Below are 21,106 nucleotides of genomic sequence, written 5' to 3' on the forward strand. Positions count from 1 at the left end.
TCTGTGTTTAACAATAGGCCAAGCTGTCAGATCGAGAACGCTAAAAGTTATACCAAAAAACAATATTGTACAGGTTTAAACCACGGCGTAGTCTGTACAGAAAGGTAAACGAGGCCCCTATGACTGTACCTATCGCAATCATCGGCACCGGCATCGCCGGGCTCTCAGCCGCTCAGGCCCTGACAGAAGTCGGGCACAGTGTTCAACTTTTCGATAAAAGCCGCGGCAGTGGCGGACGCATGTCGAGCAAGCGCAGTGATGCGGGTGCCTTGGACATGGGCGCACAGTATTTCACTGCCCGCGACCGGCGCTTCGTCACCGAGGTCCAGCGTTGGCAATCCAACGGCTGGGTCGCCGAGTGGACGCCGCAGCTCTACACCTTCCACGGCGGGCAGCTCAACCTGTCGCCGGACGAACAGACACGCTGGGTCGGAACACCGCGCATGAGCGCCATCACCCGCGGCTTGCTCGGCGACCTGGAAGTGCATTTCGCCTGCCGGATCACCGAGGTCTATCGCGGTGAAGAACACTGGCACCTGCAAGACGCCGAAGGCTTCACCCATGGTCCGTTCAGTCACGTGGTGATCGCCACGCCGGCGCCTCAAGCCACGGCACTGCTGGCCTCCGCGCCGAAACTCGCCGGGGCCGCCGCCGGGGTGAAAATGGAGCCAACGTGGGCGGTGGCGCTGGCATTCGATACGCCGCTGGATACCCCCATGGAAGGTTGCTTCGTGCAGGACAGCCCGCTCGACTGGCTGGCGCGCAACCGCAGCAAACCCGGGCGCGACAACACCCTCGACACCTGGGTGCTGCACGCGACGAGCGCCTGGAGCCGGCAACATATCGACCTGCCCAAGGAGGCGGTGATCGAGCAACTGCACGGTGCATTTGCCGAGCTGTTGCACAGCGCCATGCCCGCCCCGACCTTTAGCCTCGCGCACCGCTGGCTTTACGCGCGTCCCGCCAGCAGTCACGAATGGGGTGCCTTGGCCGATGCCGACCTGGGACTGTATGTATGCGGCGACTGGTGCCTGTCCGGGCGTGTCGAAGGCGCCTGGCTCAGCGGCCAGGAAGCTGCACGACGGTTACACGAGCACTTGCAGTGAATAGAATCAATCCGAGTAAATTGCTGCTGTCGAAATGGACAGCAGCCCACCCGCGAAACCGCGAGAAACATTTTCTGGTGACCGAACTGTTCCGCGATGAGGAAGGCACGGTGCTGGACGTCGAATTGCAGGCGGTGCTGACCCAACGCAGTGAGCGTCTCCCATGGCAATCGCTGAAAGCCAGCGACGACTGGATACTCGGCTGGAAATAGATCCTGCCCGCGGATGCGGTGTGTCAGCTACCCATGTGTCGCCTGATCCACCGCTATCGCGAGCAAGCCCTCTCCCACAAGGGAATGCACTCCCCTCCCGAAAACCTATACAAATAATTTGACTTGTACACCTTTGAATCTATGATGAAGACAAAGTTGTACAGAGTTACCGCTCTGTACAGGTCTGGATTCGAGGTGTTCCGATGCATGTACAGCCAGCGACTCTACCGAAAATCGCCATCAGCGCCTGCTTGATGGGAGCGGAGGTGCGTTTCAACGGTGGGCACAAGGAATCGCGCCTGTGCAGCCGAACCCTCACCGACTATTTCGAGTTCGTACCGGTGTGCCCGGAAGTCGCCATTGGCTTGGGCATTCCTCGCGAACCGATCCGCCTGATCGGCGACCCCGAAAATCCCGAAGCCGTTGGCACCGTCAACCCTGAGACTAACGTCACCCGGCCGCTCGCCGAGTACGGTCAGAAAATGGCTGCGGAGCTGGACGATATCTGCGGCTACATCTTTATGCAGAAATCCCCTTCCTGCGGCCTCGAGCGGGTCAAGGTCTACCAGGCCAACGGGTCGCCGGTGGACGGAGGTGGACGTGGTATCTACGCCCAGGCGTTCTGCGCCCTGCACCCCGACTTACCGGTGGAAGAAGATGGCCGCCTCAACGACCCGGTATTGCGCGAAAACTTCCTGACCCGCGTGTTCGCCTACAGCGCCTGGCAGCAGCTATTGCGAGAAGGAGTGACACGACGCGGCCTCATAGAATTTCACTCGCGCTACAAATACTTGCTGATGGCCCATAACCCGGTGCAATACAAAACCCTGGGCAACCTGCTGGGCAACATGGGCCAGACCGATCCTGCGGAACTGGGCCCGCGCTATTTCAGCGAACTGATGGCGGCATTGAAAAAATGCGCGACGCGGCGCACCCACACCAATGTCCTGCAGCACATAAGCGGTTATCTCAAGCAATTCATCAGCCCTGAAGACAAGCAGGAAATGCAGCACGTCATCGGCCAGTACCGGCACGGCATCGTGCCGTTGGTGGTGCCGCTGACGCTGCTCAAACACTATTTCCGTCAACACCCGGATCCATACATCGCGCAGCAGGTTTACCTTCAGCCGCACCCGGAAAACCTCAGCCTGCGAAACGCAATCTAATGAAAAGCCCAATCGACACCAGCGCCAGCGAAGACCTTGGCGCCGACTTCAAGAAAGCCCTGGACGAAGGCTGGCTGCCGATTCGCGAAGTGGCGCGCCAGACTGGCGTGAACGCCGTGACCCTGCGTGCCTGGGAGCGACGCTACGGGCTGATCGTGCCCCAGCGCACGCCCAAGGGGCATCGCTTGTTTTCTGCCGAACACGTTCAACGGATTTTGACCATCCTCACCTGGCTCAATCGCGGCGTGGCCGTCAGTCAGGTCAAGCAGCTGCTCGACACGCCACAGGCCTTTACCGAAACCGTCGAAAACGATTGGCAAGTGCTGGGCCAGACATTGCTGCAAGCGGTGACCCAGCTCAATGAACGCACGCTGGATGACACCGTCAATCAAGCCATGGCGCTGTATCCGCCCCGCACCTTGTGCGAACAACTGCTGATGCCGTTGCTGGCGGAGCTGGAGCAACGCTGGCAGGGCCAGTTCGGCGCGCAGATGGAGCGGGTGTTTTTCTTTTCCTGGCTGCGTAGCAAATTCGGCGCACGCATCTACCATAACAACCGTCAGTTACGCACCGCGCCGTTGCTATTGATCAATCACTCGGACCAGCCACTGGAACCTTGCCTGTGGCTGACCGCGTGGCTGATCAGCAGCGCCGATTGCCCGGTGGAAGTCTTCGACTGGCCGCTGCCGCCAGGCGAACTCGCGCTGGCGGTCGATCACCTGCAAGCCCGCGGCGTACTGCTGTATTCCAGCAAAGCCATGAACATTTCGCAGCTGCCGAAACTTTTGAATGGCGTCAGTTGCCCAAAAATGATTGCCGGACCAACGGTATGCATCCACCACGCCGAGCTGTCCGCAAAAACGTCCGAGAGTGTTGATTTGTTCCTGGCTGAAGACCCGCTATCGGCTCACCAGGAACTGGTCAATCGTGGGCTTATTTAATGGACACTTCCATGCATTTGATCTGGTTGCGTAGCGACTTGCGCCTGCACGACAACACCGCCCTGTCGGCTGCTGCCGCTCGCGGCCCGACGGTGGCCGTGTACCTGTTGAGCCCGGCGCAATGGCTGGAACACGATGACGCGCCGTGCAAAGTGGATTTCTGGCTGCGCAATCTGGGTGAACTGAGCGACGCGCTGGGCGAACTGAACATCCCCCTTCTGATTCGCCACGCCCCTCGCTGGGATGAAGCGCCGCAGGTTTTGCTCAAGCTGTGTCAGCAATTAAACGCCGAGGCGGTGCACGTCAACGAGGAATACGGGGTTCATGAAAGCCGTCGCGATACGGCAGTCGCCGAAACGCTCAAGGCCCATGGCATCGACTTCTTCAGCTACCTCGATCAGTTGTTGTTCAATCCGGGCACCGTGTTGACCAAGACTGGCACCTATTTCCAGGTCTTCAGCCAGTTCCGCAAAGTCTGTTACGAACGTCTGCACCGGTCGCTTCCGGGACGGGTGGCCAAACCGGCCGTACAGGATCCGTTGCCCATCAGCAGTGACGACATTCCATCGAGTGTTAAAGGGTTCGACATGCCCAGCGAGAGCTTGCGCCAGCTCTGGCCCGCCGGCGAAGCCGAAGCTCAACGCCGTCTCGACACCTTCGCCGACGCACAAATCGATTACTACAAAAGCGAGCGCGACTTCCCGGCCAAACCCGGCACCAGCCAGCTCTCGGCTTACCTCGCTGCCGGGGTGATTTCCCCGCGCCAGTGTTTGCACGCCGCCCTGCACAGTAATCAAGGCGAGTTCGAAAGCGGCAAGGTGGGCGCGGTCACCTGGATCAACGAGTTGCTGTGGCGCGAGTTCTACAAACACATTCTGGTGGGCTACCCACGGGTCTCGCGTCACCGCGCCTTCCGCCCGGAGACCGAAGCTCTGGCCTGGCGCGACGCCCCGGAAGAACTGCTGGCCTGGCAGCAAGCCCGTACCGGCCTGCCGATCATCGACGCGGCCATGCGCCAGTTGCTCGAAACCGGCTGGATGCACAACCGCTTGCGCATGGTGGTGGCGATGTTCCTGACCAAGAACCTGCTGATCGACTGGCGCGAAGGCGAACGCTTTTTCATGCGCCACTTGATCGACGGTGACCTGGCGGCGAACAACGGTGGCTGGCAGTGGAGTTCGTCCACGGGCACTGACTCGGCCCCTTATTTCCGTATTTTCAATCCGCTGAGCCAATCGGAGAAATTCGACGCCGAAGGCGTGTTCATCAAGCACTGGCTGCCGGAACTGGCTGGGCTGAACAAAAAAGACGTGCACAACCCGGCGAACGTCGGCGGTCTGTTCGGCGTGGCGGATTATCCGTCGCCGATCGTCAACCTGAGCACTTCGCGCCAGCGAGCCTTGGCAGCGTTCAAGAACTTGCCCTCGCGACACGATGCCGGAGGCGCTCATGAGTGATTTCCTGCGGCAGTTTGCCCGGCAATTCGCGCAGCTGGATAAAAACAGTTTGCAACGCCTCGGCGAGCTGTACACCGAAGACGTGCACTTCACCGATCCGCTGCATGAAGTGCAAGGGCTCGGACAGTTGCGCAGCTACTTCACGGAGCTCTACGCCAACGTCACCGAACTGCGTTTCGATTTTCACGGTTTCGACCAGACCGGCGAAGGCCAAGGGTATCTGCGCTGGGTCATGAGTTTCCGCCATCCGCGCCTGAGCGGCGGCCGGTTGATTCGTGTCGACGGCTGCTCGTACCTGCTCTGGCGCGACAAGGTTTATCGTCACCGGGATTACTTCGATGCCGGGGCACTGCTTTACGAACATTTACCCGTATTGGGTCGGGCGATTGCCTGGCTGAAAAGGAGAATGGGATGAGTCTTACACCTCCACGGCGATACTGGCTGACGGGTGCCAGCAGCGGCATCGGCGCCTCGCTGGCTGAAGAAATCCTCAAAACCGGTGCTCATCTGGCCGTGAGCTCGCGCTCTACAGCGGTGCTGAAAGTCTTGTCCCAGCGTTATCCGGGGCAAGTGCTGGTCGTGCCCGGCGATTTGACCAGCAGTCAGGCGGTGCGCGAAATCGGCGAACAGATCGCCCATGAATGGGGCTCGCTGGACACGGTGATCCTCAACGCCGGCACGTGCGAATACGTCGACGTCAAGCAGTTCGATTCCTCGATCGTCGAACACGTGGTGCGCACCAACCTGCTCGCGAGCGCCTATTGCATCGAGGCCGCGTTGCCCTTGTTGCGCAAGGGCACCGCGCCGCATCTGGTGGGCGTCGCCAGTTCGGTGACCTACCTGCCCCTGCCACGGGCCGAAGCCTATGGCGCGTCGAAGGCCGGGCTGCGTTATCTGTTCGAATCCCTGCGCATCGATCTTGCGCCGGAAGGCATCGAAGTCACAGTGGTCAGCCCGGGGTTTGTCGAGACCCCACTGACGGCGAAAAACGACTTCCCGATGCCGCTCAGTTGGCCAGTGGCGAAAGCCGCCCGGCACATCTTCGCCAAACTCAAGAACCGCCCCCTGGAGATCGCTTTTCCGGGACTGTTCATGGCTGCTCTCTGGCCCCTGTCGAAAATGCCCAATTGCGTGAAACTGGCCATCGGCAAACGCATGGTGCGCAGCAGCCCACCGATCAGGGACGTGCCGTGAACATTGCGATCATTGGCAGCGGAATCTCAGGGCTCACCAGCGCCTGTCTGCTCAATCGCAGGCATGAGATCACCCTGTTCGAGGCCAGCGACTGGATCGGCGGGCACACCCATACCGTGGACGTGACCGTGGATGACCAGCGCTACGCCGTGGACACCGGTTTCATTGTGTTCAACGACTGGACCTACCCGAATTTCATTCGCCTGCTCGGCCAGATCGGCGTGGAGTCGAAACCGACTGAAATGAGTTTTTCAGTGAAGGATCCGGACTCGGGCCTGGAATACAACGGCAATAACCTCAATAGCCTGTTTGCCCAACGGCGAAATCTGTTGTCACCCGGCTTCTGGGGCATGTTGCGCGACATCCAGCGCTTCAACAAAGAGGCGCAGCGTGACCTGGCCGAGGGTCGGATCGCCGCCGACACCACGCTGGACGACTATCTGAAAAACGGCCGCTATGGCGAACGCTTCATCCTGCATTACATCGTGCCGATGGGCGCAGCAATCTGGTCGATGTCCATGGCTGACATGCTCGGTTTCCCGCTGCAATCCTTCGTCAGGTTTTTCAAGAATCACGGCCTGCTGTCCATCAGCAATCGTCCGCAGTGGCGGGTGATCGAAGGTGGCTCGAGTGCTTACATCGAGCCATTGACGGCGACCTTCAAAGAGAAAATCCGTCTCGGCTGCCCGGTGACCCGGGTCGAGCGGGATGAGGAAGGCATCGTTATCCACAGCACCGCCGGAAGCGAGCGATTCGACAAAGTGGTGTTCGCCTGCCACAGCGATCAGGCCCTGAAACTGCTGGCCAAGCCGAGCGATGCCGAACAATCGATCCTCAGCGCCCTGCCCTACGCCGACAACGAAGTGGTGCTGCACACCGACACACGCCTGCTGCCTACTCGAAAACTTGCGTGGGCCAGCTGGAATTACCGCCTCGGTGGCCCGGGCCATACACGGGCCGCCGTTACCTACGACATGAATATCCTGCAAGGCATCCAGAGCGACACCACGTTCTGCGTCAGCCTCAACCAGAGCGCTGGCATCGACCCGAGTAAAGTGCTCGCCAGATTCACTTACGCCCATCCGCAATTCAGCCTGGCGGCCGTTGCTGCGCAAAGCCGTTGGGAGGAACTGGACGGCGCGCAACACACTTATTATTGCGGCGCCTATTGGGCCAACGGTTTCCATGAAGACGGCGTGGTCAGCGCGTTGCGCGTTGCTCGCTCGTTTGGTGAAGTGTTGTGAACAGCGCCCTCTACAGAGGCTGGATCGCGCATCGGCGGTTCGCCCCAAAGCCTCATGCCTTCCGTTACCGGATCGGTCTGTTGTACCTGGACCTCGACGAACAGGAGGCCGTGTTCGACCTGTCGCCGTTCTCGGGCAACAGTCGCTTCGCACCGTTCTCGTTTCGCGAGAGCGATTACCTCAAAACCTATACCGGCAGCGGCATGCGCCTGATTGACGCGGTGCGCCAGCTCGTCGGCCAGGCCATCGGTCATGCGCCCCAAGGTTCGATCTGCCTGCTGACCCAGCCGCGCAGTTGGGGTTTGTCGTTCAACCCGGTGAGTTTTTTCTACTGCCATGAGGCTGATGGGCAACTGGCGGCGATTCTTTGCGAAGTCACCAACACCCCGTGGCGCGAGCGTTATCACTATGTATTGCCGGCCAAGGCCCCGGAGAATCTCGGCGATTTCCATCAACATTTTGCCGTGGCGAAGGCGTTTCACGTTTCGCCGTTTCTACCGCCAGACCTGGAATACCGCATGAGTTTCAGCCCCGCCGCGAAACGGCTCGGCGTGCACATGGCGGACTGGCAGGGCGAGCTGAAGTTGTTCGACGCCACGCTCAGCTTGAAACGCCAGGCACTGGACCGTGCCAGCCTGCATCGTTACTTGCGGCGCTTTCCATGGATGACGGCGAAAACCTGCCTGGCGATCTATTGGCAGGCCCTGCGCCTGCTGCTCAAGCGCGCACCGATATTTGCTCATCAGGCTGCCGTTGGCAGCGTTCAAACCGCCATCGTTCCTCCCAAGGATCACCGTCATGAAATCCTCTAGCGCCTCGGCCAAAGTCAATCTGCTCAGCACCAACGGCCTGACCGGATCGTTGCTGCGCCGTGGTGTATTGCGGCAACTCACGCAGCTCAAACATGGACAACTGGTGGTCATCGAAAACGGCGAACGGCAAGTTTTCGGGACCGCAGGCAGCCCATTGATCGGGGAGATCCATATCCTCGACGCGGCGGCGTGGGGGCTGGTGGCGGGTAACGGCTCGATCGGCGCTGGCGAAGCGTTTATCCACGGTTATTGGAGTTCGCCGGACTTGACCGCGGTGGTTCGCGTGTTCGTCAGTAACCTTGAGGTACTGGATGCGCTGGAAGGTGGCCTGGCGAAACTCGGCCGCCCTTTCGTTCAAGCGCTGCACTGGCTCAATCGCAACACGCGCAAGGGTTCGCAGAAAAACATCGCCGCCCACTACGATCTGGGCAACGATCTGTTCGAACAGTTTCTCGACCCCACCATGATGTATTCCGCCGCACAGTTCCTGACGGACGAAGACAGCCTGGAACAGGCGCAGTTGAACAAGCTGGAACGGATCTGCCAGAAACTCGCGCTCAAACCCAGTGATCACTTGCTGGAAATCGGCACCGGCTGGGGCAGCATGGCGCTTTACGCGGCGCAGCATTACGGCTGCAAGGTCACCACCACCACGCTTTCAAAAGAACAGTACGCCTTCACTGCCCAACGCATTGAAGCCCTCGGCCTGCAAGACCAGGTCACGCTGCTGCTCAAGGATTACCGCGACCTCACCGGGCAGTACGACAAATTGGTGTCGATCGAGATGATCGAAGCGGTCGGCCATCGCTTCCTGCCGGTCTATTTCAAGCAATGCGCGCAGTTGCTCAAAAGCAACGGCCTGATGCTGTTGCAGGCCATCACCATCCGCGAACAGCGCTACGAACAGGCCAAGGGCAGCGTCGATTTCATTCAGCGTTACATTTTTCCTGGCGGTGCCCTGCCCTGTGTGCAGAAGATGCTGGAAGTCATCAGCCGCGACACCGACATGAATTTGCTGCACATGGAGGATTTCGGCCTGCACTACGCCCGAACCCTGCGCCTGTGGCATGAGAATTTTCGCCGAGCCCAGGGCCGCTTGAGCGAGTTGGGCTACGACGATTATTTCCTGCGGTTGTGGGAATTTTATCTGTGCTACTGCGAAGGGGGATTTCTGGAGCGCACCATCGGCACCGCGCAAATGGTGCTGGCCAAACCCTCGGCAATGCCCGCGCCGCTGCTGGGGCGCTTCGATGCGTGAGCGCTTGGCCAATGCCGCACTGTTTCAGCTCGGCTGGTTTGCCTGTGTGATGGGCGGCGACAGTTTATGGTTGCTGGTGGCGTTGGCGGTACTGGTGATTCATCTGCTGTGGATAAGTCGCTGGGCGGATGAAGGCCGATTGATTCTCAGCGTTGTGCTGCTGGGCACCACCGTCGACAGTTCGTTGCGCTGGCTTGGTGTGTTCGATTTCGCCGACGTCGCGCCCTTGATCCCGCTGTGGCTGATGCTGTTGTGGGCGTTACTGGCAACCACGTTGCGCCACTGCCTGCAATGGACCGCCAAACCTTGGTGGCTCGGCAGCCTGCTGGGCGCCGTGGGTGGGCCGTTGTCGTATTACGCCGGTGGACAACTGGCCGGCGTGCAGTTTCCTTACGGTCAGGTGCCCACGCTGCTGGGTATCGGCCTGCTCTGGGCCATGCTGTTCCCAACGCTGCATTTCATGGCGCAACGGCTGGCGGCGGACACCCGCAGCTAAGCGTCCGTCAGGCCTTTAACACAGCCAGGGCGCACTGCCTTACACTGCCCGCCATGAAAACCATTCCCCACACGCAAATCACCGAACCGGCCGTCACGTGCTCGACTTGCGCAGCCTGTTGCTGCCAGCTCGAAGTCATGCTGATCACCGACACGGGCGTGCCTGAACGTTTTATCGATACCGATGATTGGGGCGGGGAAGTCATGCTGCGTCTGGATGACGGCTGGTGCGCTGCGCTGGATCGCAACAGCATGATGTGCACCATCTACGAAAAGCGCCCGCTGATCTGCCGGGAGTTCGAGATGGGCGCACCGGAGTGCCTCGAAGAGCGCCAGGGGATTACCACGGCGTATCGCTGAATTTGAAGTCGACGCACATCCAGTGTGGGAGCGAACCTGCTCTCGATGGCTTCCTGTCAGTCAACACTGTTGCTGAATGGCAGACCGCAATTGCGAGCAGGCTCGCTCCCACACTTAAAGGAGCGAGTCTCAGAGCGGCATCGTGTAGTGCAGCGCGTAACTTTCTACACCGTTGTTCGGGCTACTGAGCCCGGCATTGGAATAGTGCGTCGCACGAATGCCGACTTCATGTCCACCGGTAAAGCGCAGGCCAAAACCGAACCGGTCTTCAAACTGAAAAGCACTGCCGAGTTGATTGTTTTCGACTTCGGTATTGGCGAATACCGCGACGCCGACCCCCAACTCCACATAAGGCTTGACGGTCTGGCCAGCAAATTCGTAAACCAACACCGGCGCGAACGACAGGCTGTGGTTGCTGGAAGTCTTGTCGCCTTCCCAATAGGTGTAGGCACCGCTCCAGTACCCCGTCAAACGACCGATATCACTCTGCAACCAGCTCTTGTCCCAATCGAATTGCATGCCCAATCGATAGGTCATGGTCGACTCGCTGGTCTGTCCGACCGCGAATTCCACGCCTGCCGCCTGCGCGGTAAAACTGTGCCCCATCAGTGCGGCCGCAATCGCGGCCAAGCAGAATAGTCGCTTCACTAGAAACATCCTTTTCCGAACGATTTCATATGGTTTTTTTGTTGCTCACCGCTATAGAAGTCGACGATTAATCAGAAGTTCAGCCCAATTATTCGTTTTCGCCCACTTTTTTTTTAGTTATCTATCGAAGCTTTGCACAACACCGCCGCTGTTCCACAGCGTCGGCAAAATAGTCCTGAAATGCTCCGGATCGGCACTCGTCCAGAACTGCGCAGCACGTGCCGGCCCCTCGGCAAGTAACTCACGCTCGGCCAACAAACGCTGGAGTTGCCGCGCAACAGCGGCACCGGTGTCGATCAAGCTGATGTCTTCAGGGATCATCTGCTTAAGCAATGGCTTTAGGAAGGGATAATGCGTGCAGCCCAGAATTATCGTGTCGCACCCGGCGCCGAGCAGCGGCCCGACGTACCCGGCCAGCAACTGACGCAATGCCTCGCTGTGCAGATCGCCGTTTTCAATCAGCTCCACCAGGCCGGGGCACGGCTGAGTGATAACGCGTACATCAGTGGCGAAACGATCGAGCAAGGCTGCAAACTTGGCGCTCTGCAACGTGCCGGTGGTCGCGAGCACACCGACCACACCACTGCGGGTGGCGGCAGCGGCAGGTTTGACGGCGGGCTCCATGCCGACGATGGGCCACGCAGGGAAATCGCGCCGCAAGTCCGCAACACCGGCGACGGTCGCCGTGTTGCAGGCCAGCACCAAGGCCTTCGCGCCCTGCTGCTGAAAAAATTCGGCCATCACGCTGCAACGCTGCTGGATGAATTCAGGGGTTTTTTCGCCGTAGGGAACATTGCCGCAATCGGCGACGTACAGCAGCGACTCGTTGGGCAGCAAACGCTGGATCTCGGCCAATACCGAAAGCCCACCGACGCCGGAGTCGAATACGCCGATTGGCGCTTCACGCATGTGTCGAACCACAGACGCTGCAGCCAGGATCGCGCTTGACCCGCAATTCACGGAAGCGCGAACCCAGGGCATCGATCAGCAACAGGCGCCCCACCAATGGCTCACCGAAACCCACCAGCAGTTTCAGGGCTTCCAGCGCCTGGAGGCTGCCCACCAGCCCAACCAGTGGACCGACAACGCCGGCCTCACTGCAGGTCAATTCGGCTTCACTGCCGTGACCGTATAGACAGTGGTAACACGGGCTTTCCGGGCGTCGCGGGTCAAACACCGACAACTGCCCTTCGAGGCGAATCGCCGCGCCGCTGACCAGCGGTTTGCTGGCAGTAACGCAGGCCGCGTTGACCGCTTCACGGGTCGAGAAATTATCGGAACAGTCCAGCACCAGATCCACCGCCGCCACGGCGGCCGCCAGGGAATCTTCGTCCAGTGCGGTGCGATGGGCGATCAGTTGGATCTCGGGATTGATCGCGCTCAGTCGGCGGATCGCTGAATCGACCTTGCTCGAGCCGACGCTGTCAGTGTCGTGAACGATCTGGCGTTGCAGATTGGTCAGGTCGACCGTATCGAAATCCGCCAGGTGCAGCTCGCCGACACCGGCCGCGGCCAGATACAGCGCCACCGGTGAGCCAAGACCGCCAAGACCGACGATCAATACGCGGCTTTCTTTCAGCCGCAACTGGCCGTCGATATCGACGTGTTGCAACAGAATCTGCCGGCTATAGCGCAACAACTCCTGATCATTCAGCACGGCAGACGCCCCAGGCTGATACGTTCGTGACCGCCCAGATCGGTGCGGCTGTGGACTGCTTCAAAGCCGCGGCTCAACAGCAAGTCGCGCACGGCTTCGGCTTGATCGTAACCGTGCTCGAGCATCAGCCAGCCACCCGCTTCCAGATAATCCGGCGCCTGGGCGACGATCAGGCGCAGATCATCGAGCCCGTCGATGCCAGCCACCAGAGCGCTGGCCGGTTCGAAGCGCACATCGCCTTCTACCAGATGCGGGTCGGCGGAGGCGATGTACGGCGGGTTGCTGATGATCAGATGAAAACGCTGACCTTCCAGGGCGCTGAACCAATGGCTGCTCAGCACCGTGGCATTGTTCAAGTGCAGGCGCTGACGATTGCGTTCGGCCAGCGCCACGGCCTCGAGTATGCGATCCACCGCAGTGACTTTCCACGCCGGACGCTCGCTGGCCAAAGCCAGGGCAATGGCGCCGCTGCCGGTGCCAAGATCGAGCACTTGGGCCGGTGTGGCTGGCAGCAATTCCAGCGCCGCTTCCACCAGCAGTTCGGTATCCGGGCGCGGGATCAGCGTGTGCGGCGCGACTTCCAGATCAAGCTTCCAGAACCCTTGCTGCCCCAGAATGTAGGCCACCGGCTCACCGCCGCGACGACGTTGCAGGTACTCGGCAAACTTCAGCGCGGCTTCGCTCGGCACAATGCGTTCCGGCCAGGTGTGCAGAAAGCTGCGGGACTTGCCCAAGGCCGCGGCCAGCAATAATTCGGCATCCAGACGCGCCGTGGGCGAGTCGGGCAAATCGGCGGCGCGCAACAAACTGGCAATGATCGTCATTTACTCACCTATCGCTGCCAATTGATCGGCCTGGAACTCGGCCAGTAACGGTTCAATCACGGCCTCGACGCCGCCCGCGAGGATTTCGTCGAGGGAATACAGCGTCAGGTTGACCCGGTGGTCGGTCACCCGGCCCTGGGCAAAGTTGTAGGTGCGGATGCGCTCGGAGCGATCCCCCGAACCGACCAGCAGCTTACGCTCGCTGGCGATGGCGTTCGCGGCGGCGCTGGTTTGTTGATCGTTGAGCTTGGCCGACAACCAGGACATCGCCCGGGCGCGGTTCTTGTGTTGCGAGCGTTCTTCCTGGCATTCGACGACGATACCGGACGGCAAGTGCGTGATGCGGATCGCCGAGTCCGTCTTGTTGACGTGCTGGCCGCCGGCCCCGGAGGAACGATAGGTATCGACCCGCAGGTCCGCCGGGTTGATCTCGATCGTTTCCTGCTCATCCGGCTCAGGCAACACCGCCACGGTGCAGGCCGAGGTGTGGATGCGACCCTGGGATTCGGTGGCCGGAACCCGTTGCACGCGGTGCACGCCGGATTCGAACTTCAGTTTGCCGTAGACGTTTTCGCCTTCAACACGGGCGATGACTTCTTTATAGCCGCCGTGTTCACCGATGTTCTCCGAGAGAATTTCCACCCGCCAGCCACGCCGCTCGGCATAACGCGAATACATACGGAACAGGTCGCCGGAAAAAATCGCCGCTTCGTCACCGCCGGTGCCGGCACGGATTTCGAGGAACACGTTGCGCCCGTCATTCGGGTCCTTGGGTAGCAGCATGCGTTGCAGGCTGGCTTCGATGTCGATCAGTTGCTCTTTGGCTTCGCGAACTTCTTCCACGGCCATTTCGCGCATGTCCGGGTCGCTGTCCTTGAGCAGTGCCTGGGCGCCTTCGAGGTCGCCTTGCACTTTGAGCAGCTGTTTATAGGTGGCGACAATCGGTTCGACTTCCGCGTATTCCTTGGAATAGGTGCGGAATTTGTTTTGATCGGAAATGACTTCGCCATCGCCAAGCAGGGCGGTCAATTCCTCGAAACGGTCCTGGAGGATGTCCAGCTTATTGAGCAGTGACGCTTTCATTGCGGTTTCTTATCCGAAAAGCTATCCGATGAGCCCTCATTCAGGGCAAAGAGTTCCTGGGCCATGGCCAGCGCATCGAGGCGGCCTTCGGCAGAAAGCTTTTTCAACTGCACACTCGGGGCGTGCAAGAGTTTGTTGGTCAGGCCACGCGCCAATTGCACCAGCACCTCTTCGGGGCTGCTGCCATTGGCCAGCATGCGCTGGGCCTTCTGCAATTCTTCGTCGCGCATGCGCTCGCTTTGTTGGCGATAGGCCTTGAGCACATCCACCGCCGCCAGTTCACGCAGGCGGACCATGAAATCTTCGGCACCGACCAAGACCATATCTTCCGCCGCCTGGGCAGCGCCCTGCCGGCTCTTGAGGTTCTCGGCGACCACTTCGTGGAGATCGTCGACGCTATAGAGGTAAACGTCGTCCAACTCGCCGACTTCCGGCTCGATATCCCGAGGAACAGCGATGTCTACCATGAAGATCGGTTTGTGCTTGCGCAGTTTCAACGCGCTTTCCACGGCGCCTTTGCCAAGGATCGGCAACTGGCTGGCAGTGGAACTGATCACGATGTCGCTGCGCACCAGCTCTGCCGGGATGTCCGAGAGCAAAACGGCATGGGCACCAAACTGCTCGGCAAGGATGCTCGCGCGTTCCAGGGTTCGGTTGGCGACCACAATGCGCTTTACACCCAGTTCATGCAGGTGGCGGGCGACCAGGGTGATGGTCTCTCCGGCGCCGATCAGCAAGGCCTGGCTGCGCTGCAAATCGCTGAAAATCTGTTTCGCCAGGCTGACCGCGGCAAACGCCACGGACACCGGGTTCTCGCCGATGGCCGTGTCGGTGCGCACTTGCTTGGCCGCGTTGAACGTCGCTTGAAACAAGCGCCCGAGCAGCGGACCGATGGTGCCGGCCTCACGCGCCACGGCGTAGGCCGATTTCATCTGGCCGAGAATCTGCGGTTCGCCCAACACCAGCGAATCGAGCCCGGAAGCCACCCGCATCATGTGACGAACTGCCGCATCATCTTCGTGCACATAAGCGCTCGCACGCAGCTCTTCGAGGCTCAAATGATGATAATCGGCCAGCCAGCGCAAGATGATGTCAGCCGAAAGGTGATCCTGTTCTATATAGAGTTCACTGCGATTGCAGGTGGAGAGGATCGCAGCTTCGCGGCTGTCGGTAAGTCGGCAGAGCTGCTGCAAGGCCTCCACCAGCTGCTCAGGGGTAAAGGCCACGCGCTCGCGGACGTCTACTGAAGCAGTCTTGTGGTTGATACCGAGTGCAAGGAAGGCCATTCAAGGTCGCTGATGGTGACGTGAAGCCGGCAATTGTCCTACTTCGACAGAGCCAGAACAACTACCGCTGACTATTGTCCCAATGACCTGCCTCTATAAAGGCATCCATCGAGACTCGGTTATGTTTGGCCGAAGGCTTGTGTCATGATGATCCGACCGCAGGTTAGTCGTCCTCTTCCTATATGAATAGATCCTCCGCGTTGCTCCTCGCTTTTGTCTTCCTCAGCGGCTGCCAGGTCTTGGCACCCGTTTCGTCGGACGGTACGCCGCCGGTCGAAGACAGCACTCCGGCCCCTGAAAAGCCCAAGGTTTACAGCTCATTCAGTGAAGAAACCGTCTTCAGCCTGTTGAGCGCCGAACTGGCTGGCCAGCGCAATCGTTTCGACATTGCCCTGGACAACTACGTCACCCAGGCTATCAACACTCAGGATCCGGGCATCTCCGAGCGAGCCTTCCGCATTGCCGAATACCTTGGCGCCGATCAGGCTGCCCTGGATACCGCGCTGATCTGGGCAAAAAACGCCCCGGACGATCTCGAGGCGCAACGCGCGGCTGCCGTGCAGCTGGCGCGCGCCGGGCGTTATGACGACTCCATGGTCTATATGGAGAAAGTCCTGCTCGGCAAAGGCGACACGCATTTCGACTTTCTTGCCCTGTCCGCGGCCGATACCGACCAGGACACGCGCAACGGCCTGATGAAAAGTTTTGACCGCTTATTGCAGCGCCACCCGAACAACAACCAGTTGATTTTCGGCAAGGCTTTGCTGTTGCAACAGGACGGTGACGCCAAAGGCGCGCTGACCTTGCTTGAAGACAATCCGCCGGACGACGGCGAAATTGCCCCGATCCTGCTGCGCGCGCGCCTGTTGCAAGTGCTCAACCGTGGCGATGAAGCCTTGCCACTGCTGCAAAAAAGCATCAAGAAATACCCGGACGACAAACGCCTGCGCCTGACCTATGCACGCATGCTGGTTGAACAGGACCGCATGGACGACGCCAAGGTCGAGTTCTCAAGCCTGGTCCAGCAATACCCGGAAGACGACGAACTGCGTTATTCCCTGGCGCTGGTGTGCCTGGAAGCCAAGGCCTGGGACGAGGCCAAGGGTTATCTGGAAGACTTGGTCGCCCGGGAAAGCCACGTTGATTCGGCGCACCTGAACCTCGGCCGTATAGCTGAAGAGCGCAACGACCCACAAGGCGCACTGATCGAGTACGCCCAGGTCGGCCCCGGCAATGACTATCTGCCTGCGCAACTGCGCCAGACCGACATTCTGATCAACAACGGCAAGACCGCCGAAGCCCAAAGCCGTCTGGCTACGGAACGCGACGAGCAACCTGATTACGCGATCCAGTTGTACCTGATCGAAGCCGAGACCTTGTCTGCCAACAATCAGCCCGACAAGGCGTGGAAGGTTCTGCAAACCGCGCTGCAGAAGTACCCGGACGATTTGAACCTGCTTTACACCCGCGCCATGCAGGCGGAAAAACGCAATGACCTGGCGCAGATGGAAAAAGACCTGCGCCTGATCATCAAGCGCGACCCGGACAATGCAATGGCGTTGAACGCCCTCGGCTACACCCTGTCGGACCGCACGACGCGTTACGCCGAAGCCAAGGCCCTGATCGAACAAGCGCACCAGATCAACCCGGAAGACCCGGCGGTACTCGACAGCCTAGGCTGGGTGCACTTCCGCCTGGGCAATCTCGATGAAGCCGAGCGCTATCTGCGTCAGGCCCTGGATCGCTTTCCCGATCAGGAAGTTGCCGCTCACCTGGGCGAAGTCCTGTGGGCCAATGGCAAACAGCGGGAAGCCAGGCAAATCTGGAGCAAGTTCCTCAAGGAACAACCCGACAGCCCCATCCTGCGCAGCACCATCAAGCGCCTGACCGGATCAGAGACTCTTTAAGATTATGTTTTTGCGCCACCTTATTGTTTTCAGCTTCATCGCCCTGCTCGCCGGTTGCGCGGGCTTCGGCGCCCGCGAATCGGTCCAGGGCCAAGGCAACACGGCCCAATGGCGCGATTACAAACAGCAGCTGACCAGCCTTGATGGCTGGCAGATCAACGGCAAGATCGGTATTCGTGCGCCAAAAGACTCGGGCAGCGGCACGTTGTTCTGGCTGCAGCGACAGGATTACTACGACATTCGCCTCTCTGGCCCGCTGGGTCGCGGCGCGGCTCGTTTGACCGGCCGTCCGGGCAAAGTCTCGCTGGAAGTGGCCAATCAGGGCCGTTATGACGCCACGACCCCGAAGCACTGGTTGAAGAACAGCTCGGCTGGAAGCTGCCGGTGTCCAATCTGGCGTGGTGGGTTCGCGGGCTTCCGGCCCCGGACAGCAAAAGTCGCCTGACCCTGGACGCCGACAGTCGGCTGGCCAATCTCGAGCAGGACGGCTGGCAAGTCGAATACCTCAGTTACGCCGAGCAAAACGGCTATTGGCTGCCCGAGCGGATCAAACTGCACGGCACCGACCTTGATGTCACGCTGGTGATCAAGGAATGGCAACCACGCAAACTGGGGCAGTGAACATGACCGTTGCGCGCTTGACGCTGCCCTCCCCGGCCAAACTCAATCTGATGCTGCACATTCTCGGCCGCCGTGAAGACGGTTATCACGAGTTGCAGACGATTTTTCAGTTTCTCGATTACGGAGACGAAATCACGTTTGCCGTTCGTGACGACGGTGTGATTCGGTTGCACACCGAATTCGATGGCGTTCCTCACGACAGCAACCTGATCGTCAAAGCCGCGAAAAAACTTCAGGAACAATCCGGTTGTTCGCTCGGCATCGATATCTGGATCGAAAAAATCCTGCCCATGGGCGGTGGAATCGGTGGCGGCAGTTCAAATGCCGCGACGACTTTGCTCGGCCTCAATCATCTCTGGCAACTGGGTTGGGATGAGGATCGACTGGCTGTGCTGGGCCTGACACTGGGCGCCGACGTCCCGGTTTTCGTGCGTGGGCACGCGGCTTTCGCCGAGGGCGTAGGGGAGAAACTCACCCCTGTAGACCCCGAAGAACCGTGGTATCTCGTGCTTGTGCCGCAAGTATCTGTAAGTACAGCAGAAATTTTTTCAGATCCGTTGTTGACACGTAACTCTTCTCCCATTAAAGTGCGCCCCGTTCCCAAGGGAAACAGTCGAAATGACTGCTTACCGGTGGTAGCAAGGCGTTATCCAGATGTACGTAACGCATTGAATTTGTTAGGTAAATTTACCGAAGCAAAACTCACCGGAACTGGAAGTTGTGTGTTTGGGGGCTTCCCAAGCAAAGCTGAAGCTGATAAAGTCTCGGCCCTTCTTACAGAGACCCTTACAGGGTTTGTAGCAAAAGGAAGCAACGTTTCGATGTTGCATCGCAAGCTACAAAATCTGCTCTAAAGGAATCGATTACTGGGTAATCGTTGCAACAGATACAGGGGCGTCGCCAAGCGGTAAGGCAGCAGGTTTTGATCCTGCCATGCGTTGGTTCGAATCCAGCCGCCCCTGCCATTTTCCTATACTCATCCAGGTTACCCTCAGCCTTCAGGTACTGCGCGTGTCCAAGATGATGGTCTTTACGGGGAACGCTAACCCCGATCTGGCTCGGCGTGTTGTACGTCAGCTGCATATCCCTCTCGGTGACATCTCTGTCGGTAAGTTCTCCGACGGCGAAATTACTGCCGAGATCAATGAAAACGTCCGCGGTAAAGATGTTTTCATTATTCAGCCGACTTGCGCTCCGACCAACGATAACCTGATGGAACTGGTAGTGATGGCTGATGCCTTCCGCCGCTCCTCGGCTACTCGTATCACTGCTGTTATTCCTTACTTTGGTTATGCCCGTCAGGATCGCCGTCCGCGTTCCGCACGTGTGGCTATCAGCGCGAAAGTCGTTGCTGACATGCTTACCGTAGTCGGCATCGACCGTGTTCTCACGGTTGATCTGCATGCTGACCAAATCCAGGGTTTCTTCGATATTCCGGTAGATAACATCTACGGCTCCCCGGTTCTGGTGGATGACATTGAAGATCAGCGCTTCGAAAACCTGATGATCGTGTCCCCGGACATTGGCGGCGTCGTGCGTGCACGTGCTGTTGCCAAATCCCTGGGCGTGGATCTCGGGATCATCGACAAACGCCGTGAGAAAGCCAATCACTCTGAAGTGATGCATATCATCGGTGATGTCGAAGGGCGTACCTGTATTCTGGTCGATGACATGGTCGATACCGCCGGCACTCTGTGCCACGCGGCCAAGGCCCTGAAAGAGCATGGCGCCGCCAAGGTTTTCGCCTACTGCACACACCCTGTGCTGTCCGGTCGGGCGATCGAAAACATTGAAAATTCCATGCTGGACGAACTGGTGGTGACTAACACCATCCCGTTGTCCGCTGCTGCTCAAGCCTGCACGCGTATCCGTCAACTGGATATCGCGCCGGTCGTTGCCGAGGCGGTCCGCCGCATCAGCAATGAAGAATCGATCAGCGCGATGTTCCGTTAAGGGCCCTGCCCTTCTCGACTGTCTCGCTGACGAAAAGCGCCCCGCCCCGGCATTCCTGCCGGGGCGGGGCTTTTTTGCCCATATCGCCTTTAGCGCTGGTCGCAACCGCTGGGGCGAATGTGGTTATTTTGGAGATACAAAATGAACGAATTTACTCTGAATGCTGAAGTGCGTTCCGACCTGGGGAAAGGTGCGAGCCGCCGCCTGCGTCGTCTCGCAAGCCTGGTTCCAGCTGTAGTTTACGGTGGCGAAAAAGCCCCTGAATCCATCAGCATGCTGGCTAAAGAAGTTGCCAAACTGCTCGAAAACGAAGCGGCTTACAGCCACATCATCGAGCTGAACGTTGGCGGCACCAAGCAAAACGTAATCATCAAGGCTCTGCAGCGTCACCCGGCCAAAGGCCACGTACTGCACGCTGACTTCGTGCGCGTTGTAGCTGGCCAGAAACTGACCGCTATCGTGCCTGTACACTTTGTTGGCGAAGAAGCCCCGATCAAGAAAGGCGGCGAAGTTTCGCACGTTGTTTCGGAAATCGAAGTGACCTGCCTGCCAAAAGACCTGCCTGAATTCATCGAAGTCGACCTGGCTAACGCCGAAATCGGTTCGATCATTCACCTGTCCGACCTCAAAGCCCCTAAAGGCGTTGAGTTTGTTGCTCTGGCACACGGCGATGACAAGGCTGTTGCCAACGTCCACGCTCCACGTGTTGCTCCAGAAGCTACTGAAGAAGGCGAAGCAGAGTAATTCACTCTGTCATGCCGGAGTGATCAAGTAACATCGCGGACTGGAACGTAGCGAGAAAGCGGGCGAGAACGCGGAGTTTACATAATGGTAAATGAGCACTTTTCGTCCACTTTCGCCGCACACACTGATTGCGGCGAT

22 protein-coding genes, 1 tRNA gene and 1 pseudogene are annotated in these 21,106 nt (G+C 59.2%); 18 read left to right on the top strand and 6 right to left on the bottom strand.

Annotated elements, in window-relative coordinates; all coding sequences use genetic code 11:
- The first annotated feature begins 119 nt into the window (after positions 1 to 119).
- The 12 genes from HP062_RS15330 (at position 120) to HP062_RS15385 (ending at position 10,245) form a co-directional block, all read left to right on the top strand.
- Positions 120 to 1,106, top strand: a complete 987-nt coding sequence (locus HP062_RS15330; protein WP_010458243.1) for an NAD(P)/FAD-dependent oxidoreductase — start codon at positions 120 to 122, stop codon at positions 1,104 to 1,106.
- Complete coding sequence (locus HP062_RS15335) at positions 1,103 to 1,318, top strand: TIGR02450 family Trp-rich protein (RefSeq protein WP_010458245.1); 216 nt, start codon at positions 1,103 to 1,105, stop codon at positions 1,316 to 1,318. The genes HP062_RS15330 and HP062_RS15335 overlap by 4 nt, the downstream gene beginning before the upstream one ends.
- 203 nt (positions 1,319 to 1,521) lie before the next feature.
- Positions 1,522 to 2,484, top strand: coding sequence for a DUF523 and DUF1722 domain-containing protein (locus HP062_RS15340; protein ID WP_145310086.1), 963 nt, complete (start codon positions 1,522 to 1,524; stop codon positions 2,482 to 2,484).
- On the top strand, positions 2,484 to 3,425 hold the full coding sequence (locus HP062_RS15345; protein ID WP_077749008.1) for a MerR family transcriptional regulator: 942 nt from the start codon (positions 2,484 to 2,486) through the stop codon (positions 3,423 to 3,425). Before HP062_RS15340 ends, HP062_RS15345 begins: the two co-directional genes overlap by 1 nt.
- Positions 3,426 to 3,436: 11 nt before the next feature.
- The gene (gene phrB, locus HP062_RS15350) at positions 3,437 to 4,882 is read left to right on the top strand and encodes a deoxyribodipyrimidine photo-lyase (protein WP_010458251.1); all 1,446 of its coding nucleotides are present in this window, start codon (positions 3,437 to 3,439) and stop codon (positions 4,880 to 4,882) included.
- Positions 4,875 to 5,297, top strand: a complete 423-nt coding sequence (locus tag HP062_RS15355; protein ID WP_172791636.1) for a nuclear transport factor 2 family protein — start codon at positions 4,875 to 4,877, stop codon at positions 5,295 to 5,297. Before phrB ends, HP062_RS15355 begins: the two co-directional genes overlap by 8 nt.
- Positions 5,294 to 6,076 carry an SDR family oxidoreductase gene (locus HP062_RS15360; RefSeq protein ID WP_010458254.1) on the top strand — a complete coding sequence of 261 codons (783 nt, stop codon included), beginning with the start codon at positions 5,294 to 5,296 and terminating at the stop codon, positions 6,074 to 6,076. Before HP062_RS15355 ends, HP062_RS15360 begins: the two co-directional genes overlap by 4 nt.
- Positions 6,073 to 7,320: an NAD(P)/FAD-dependent oxidoreductase gene (locus tag HP062_RS15365; protein WP_172791637.1), complete on the top strand. Its 1,248-nt coding sequence runs from the start codon at positions 6,073 to 6,075 to the stop codon at positions 7,318 to 7,320. Before HP062_RS15360 ends, HP062_RS15365 begins: the two co-directional genes overlap by 4 nt.
- A complete protein-coding gene (locus HP062_RS15370) occupies positions 7,317 to 8,132 on the top strand; it encodes a DUF1365 domain-containing protein (protein ID WP_172791638.1) in 816 nt (271 codons plus the stop codon). The genes HP062_RS15365 and HP062_RS15370 overlap by 4 nt, the downstream gene beginning before the upstream one ends.
- Positions 8,119 to 9,390, top strand: coding sequence for a cyclopropane-fatty-acyl-phospholipid synthase family protein (locus HP062_RS15375; protein WP_077749013.1), 1,272 nt, complete (start codon positions 8,119 to 8,121; stop codon positions 9,388 to 9,390). Before HP062_RS15370 ends, HP062_RS15375 begins: the two co-directional genes overlap by 14 nt.
- Positions 9,383 to 9,886, top strand: a complete 504-nt coding sequence (locus HP062_RS15380; protein ID WP_010458261.1) for a DUF2878 domain-containing protein — start codon at positions 9,383 to 9,385, stop codon at positions 9,884 to 9,886. Before HP062_RS15375 ends, HP062_RS15380 begins: the two co-directional genes overlap by 8 nt.
- A gap of 53 nt (positions 9,887 to 9,939) precedes the next feature.
- Positions 9,940 to 10,245: a YkgJ family cysteine cluster protein gene (locus HP062_RS15385; protein WP_102594936.1), complete on the top strand. Its 306-nt coding sequence runs from the start codon at positions 9,940 to 9,942 to the stop codon at positions 10,243 to 10,245.
- 129 nt (positions 10,246 to 10,374) lie between these two features.
- Here HP062_RS15385 and HP062_RS15390 read toward each other — a convergent pair whose 3' ends face one another.
- The 6 genes from HP062_RS15390 to hemA form a co-directional block, all read right to left on the bottom strand.
- A complete protein-coding gene (locus HP062_RS15390; RefSeq protein WP_172791639.1) occupies positions 10,375 to 10,893 on the bottom strand; it encodes an acyloxyacyl hydrolase in 519 nt (172 codons plus the stop codon).
- A 117-nt stretch (positions 10,894 to 11,010) separates the two neighbouring features.
- Entirely contained in the window at positions 11,011 to 11,802 is a 792-nt protein-coding gene (murI, locus tag HP062_RS15395; RefSeq protein WP_083375757.1) for a glutamate racemase, read from the bottom strand.
- The gene (locus HP062_RS15400) at positions 11,795 to 12,550 is read right to left on the bottom strand and encodes a molybdopterin-synthase adenylyltransferase MoeB (protein WP_010458269.1); all 756 of its coding nucleotides are present in this window, start codon (positions 12,548 to 12,550) and stop codon (positions 11,795 to 11,797) included. Before HP062_RS15400 ends, murI begins: the two co-directional genes overlap by 8 nt.
- Complete coding sequence (gene prmC, locus HP062_RS15405; protein WP_172791640.1) at positions 12,544 to 13,374, bottom strand: peptide chain release factor N(5)-glutamine methyltransferase; 831 nt, start codon at positions 13,372 to 13,374, stop codon at positions 12,544 to 12,546. Before prmC ends, HP062_RS15400 begins: the two co-directional genes overlap by 7 nt.
- Positions 13,375 to 14,457 (bottom strand): peptide chain release factor 1, encoded by a 1,083-nt coding sequence (prfA, locus tag HP062_RS15410; protein WP_172791641.1) that lies wholly within the window; start codon positions 14,455 to 14,457, stop codon positions 13,375 to 13,377. It lies immediately after the preceding gene.
- The gene (hemA, locus tag HP062_RS15415) at positions 14,454 to 15,743 is read right to left on the bottom strand and encodes a glutamyl-tRNA reductase (RefSeq protein ID WP_010458274.1); all 1,290 of its coding nucleotides are present in this window, start codon (positions 15,741 to 15,743) and stop codon (positions 14,454 to 14,456) included. The genes prfA and hemA overlap by 4 nt, the downstream gene beginning before the upstream one ends.
- A gap of 182 nt (positions 15,744 to 15,925) precedes the next feature.
- On the opposite strand from hemA, the gene HP062_RS15420 reads away from it, so the two are divergent.
- From HP062_RS15420 to HP062_RS15445, 6 genes and pseudogenes are all read left to right on the top strand, one after another.
- Positions 15,926 to 17,650, top strand: coding sequence for a tetratricopeptide repeat protein (locus HP062_RS15420; protein WP_077749018.1), 1,725 nt, complete (start codon positions 15,926 to 15,928; stop codon positions 17,648 to 17,650).
- Positions 17,651 to 17,654: 4 nt separating this feature from the next.
- Positions 17,655 to 18,271, top strand: a pseudogene (lolB, locus tag HP062_RS15425) (lipoprotein insertase outer membrane protein LolB).
- Between the two features lie 2 nt (positions 18,272 to 18,273).
- Positions 18,274 to 19,125 (top strand): 4-(cytidine 5'-diphospho)-2-C-methyl-D-erythritol kinase, encoded by an 852-nt coding sequence (gene ispE / locus HP062_RS15430; RefSeq protein WP_010458280.1) that lies wholly within the window; start codon positions 18,274 to 18,276, stop codon positions 19,123 to 19,125.
- A gap of 36 nt (positions 19,126 to 19,161) precedes the next feature.
- A tRNA-Gln gene (locus HP062_RS15435) sits at positions 19,162 to 19,236 on the top strand.
- Between the two features lie 46 nt (positions 19,237 to 19,282).
- Complete coding sequence (locus HP062_RS15440) at positions 19,283 to 20,224, top strand: ribose-phosphate pyrophosphokinase (RefSeq protein ID WP_010458281.1); 942 nt, start codon at positions 19,283 to 19,285, stop codon at positions 20,222 to 20,224.
- A 141-nt stretch (positions 20,225 to 20,365) separates the two neighbouring features.
- The gene (locus HP062_RS15445) at positions 20,366 to 20,968 is read left to right on the top strand and encodes a 50S ribosomal protein L25/general stress protein Ctc (protein WP_010458284.1); all 603 of its coding nucleotides are present in this window, start codon (positions 20,366 to 20,368) and stop codon (positions 20,966 to 20,968) included.
- The last annotated feature ends 138 nt before the right edge of the window (positions 20,969 to 21,106 follow it).

The organism is Pseudomonas sp. B14-6 (genome assembly GCF_013260315.1).
GTDB classification, from domain to species: domain Bacteria; phylum Pseudomonadota; class Gammaproteobacteria; order Pseudomonadales; family Pseudomonadaceae; genus Aquipseudomonas; species Aquipseudomonas mandelii.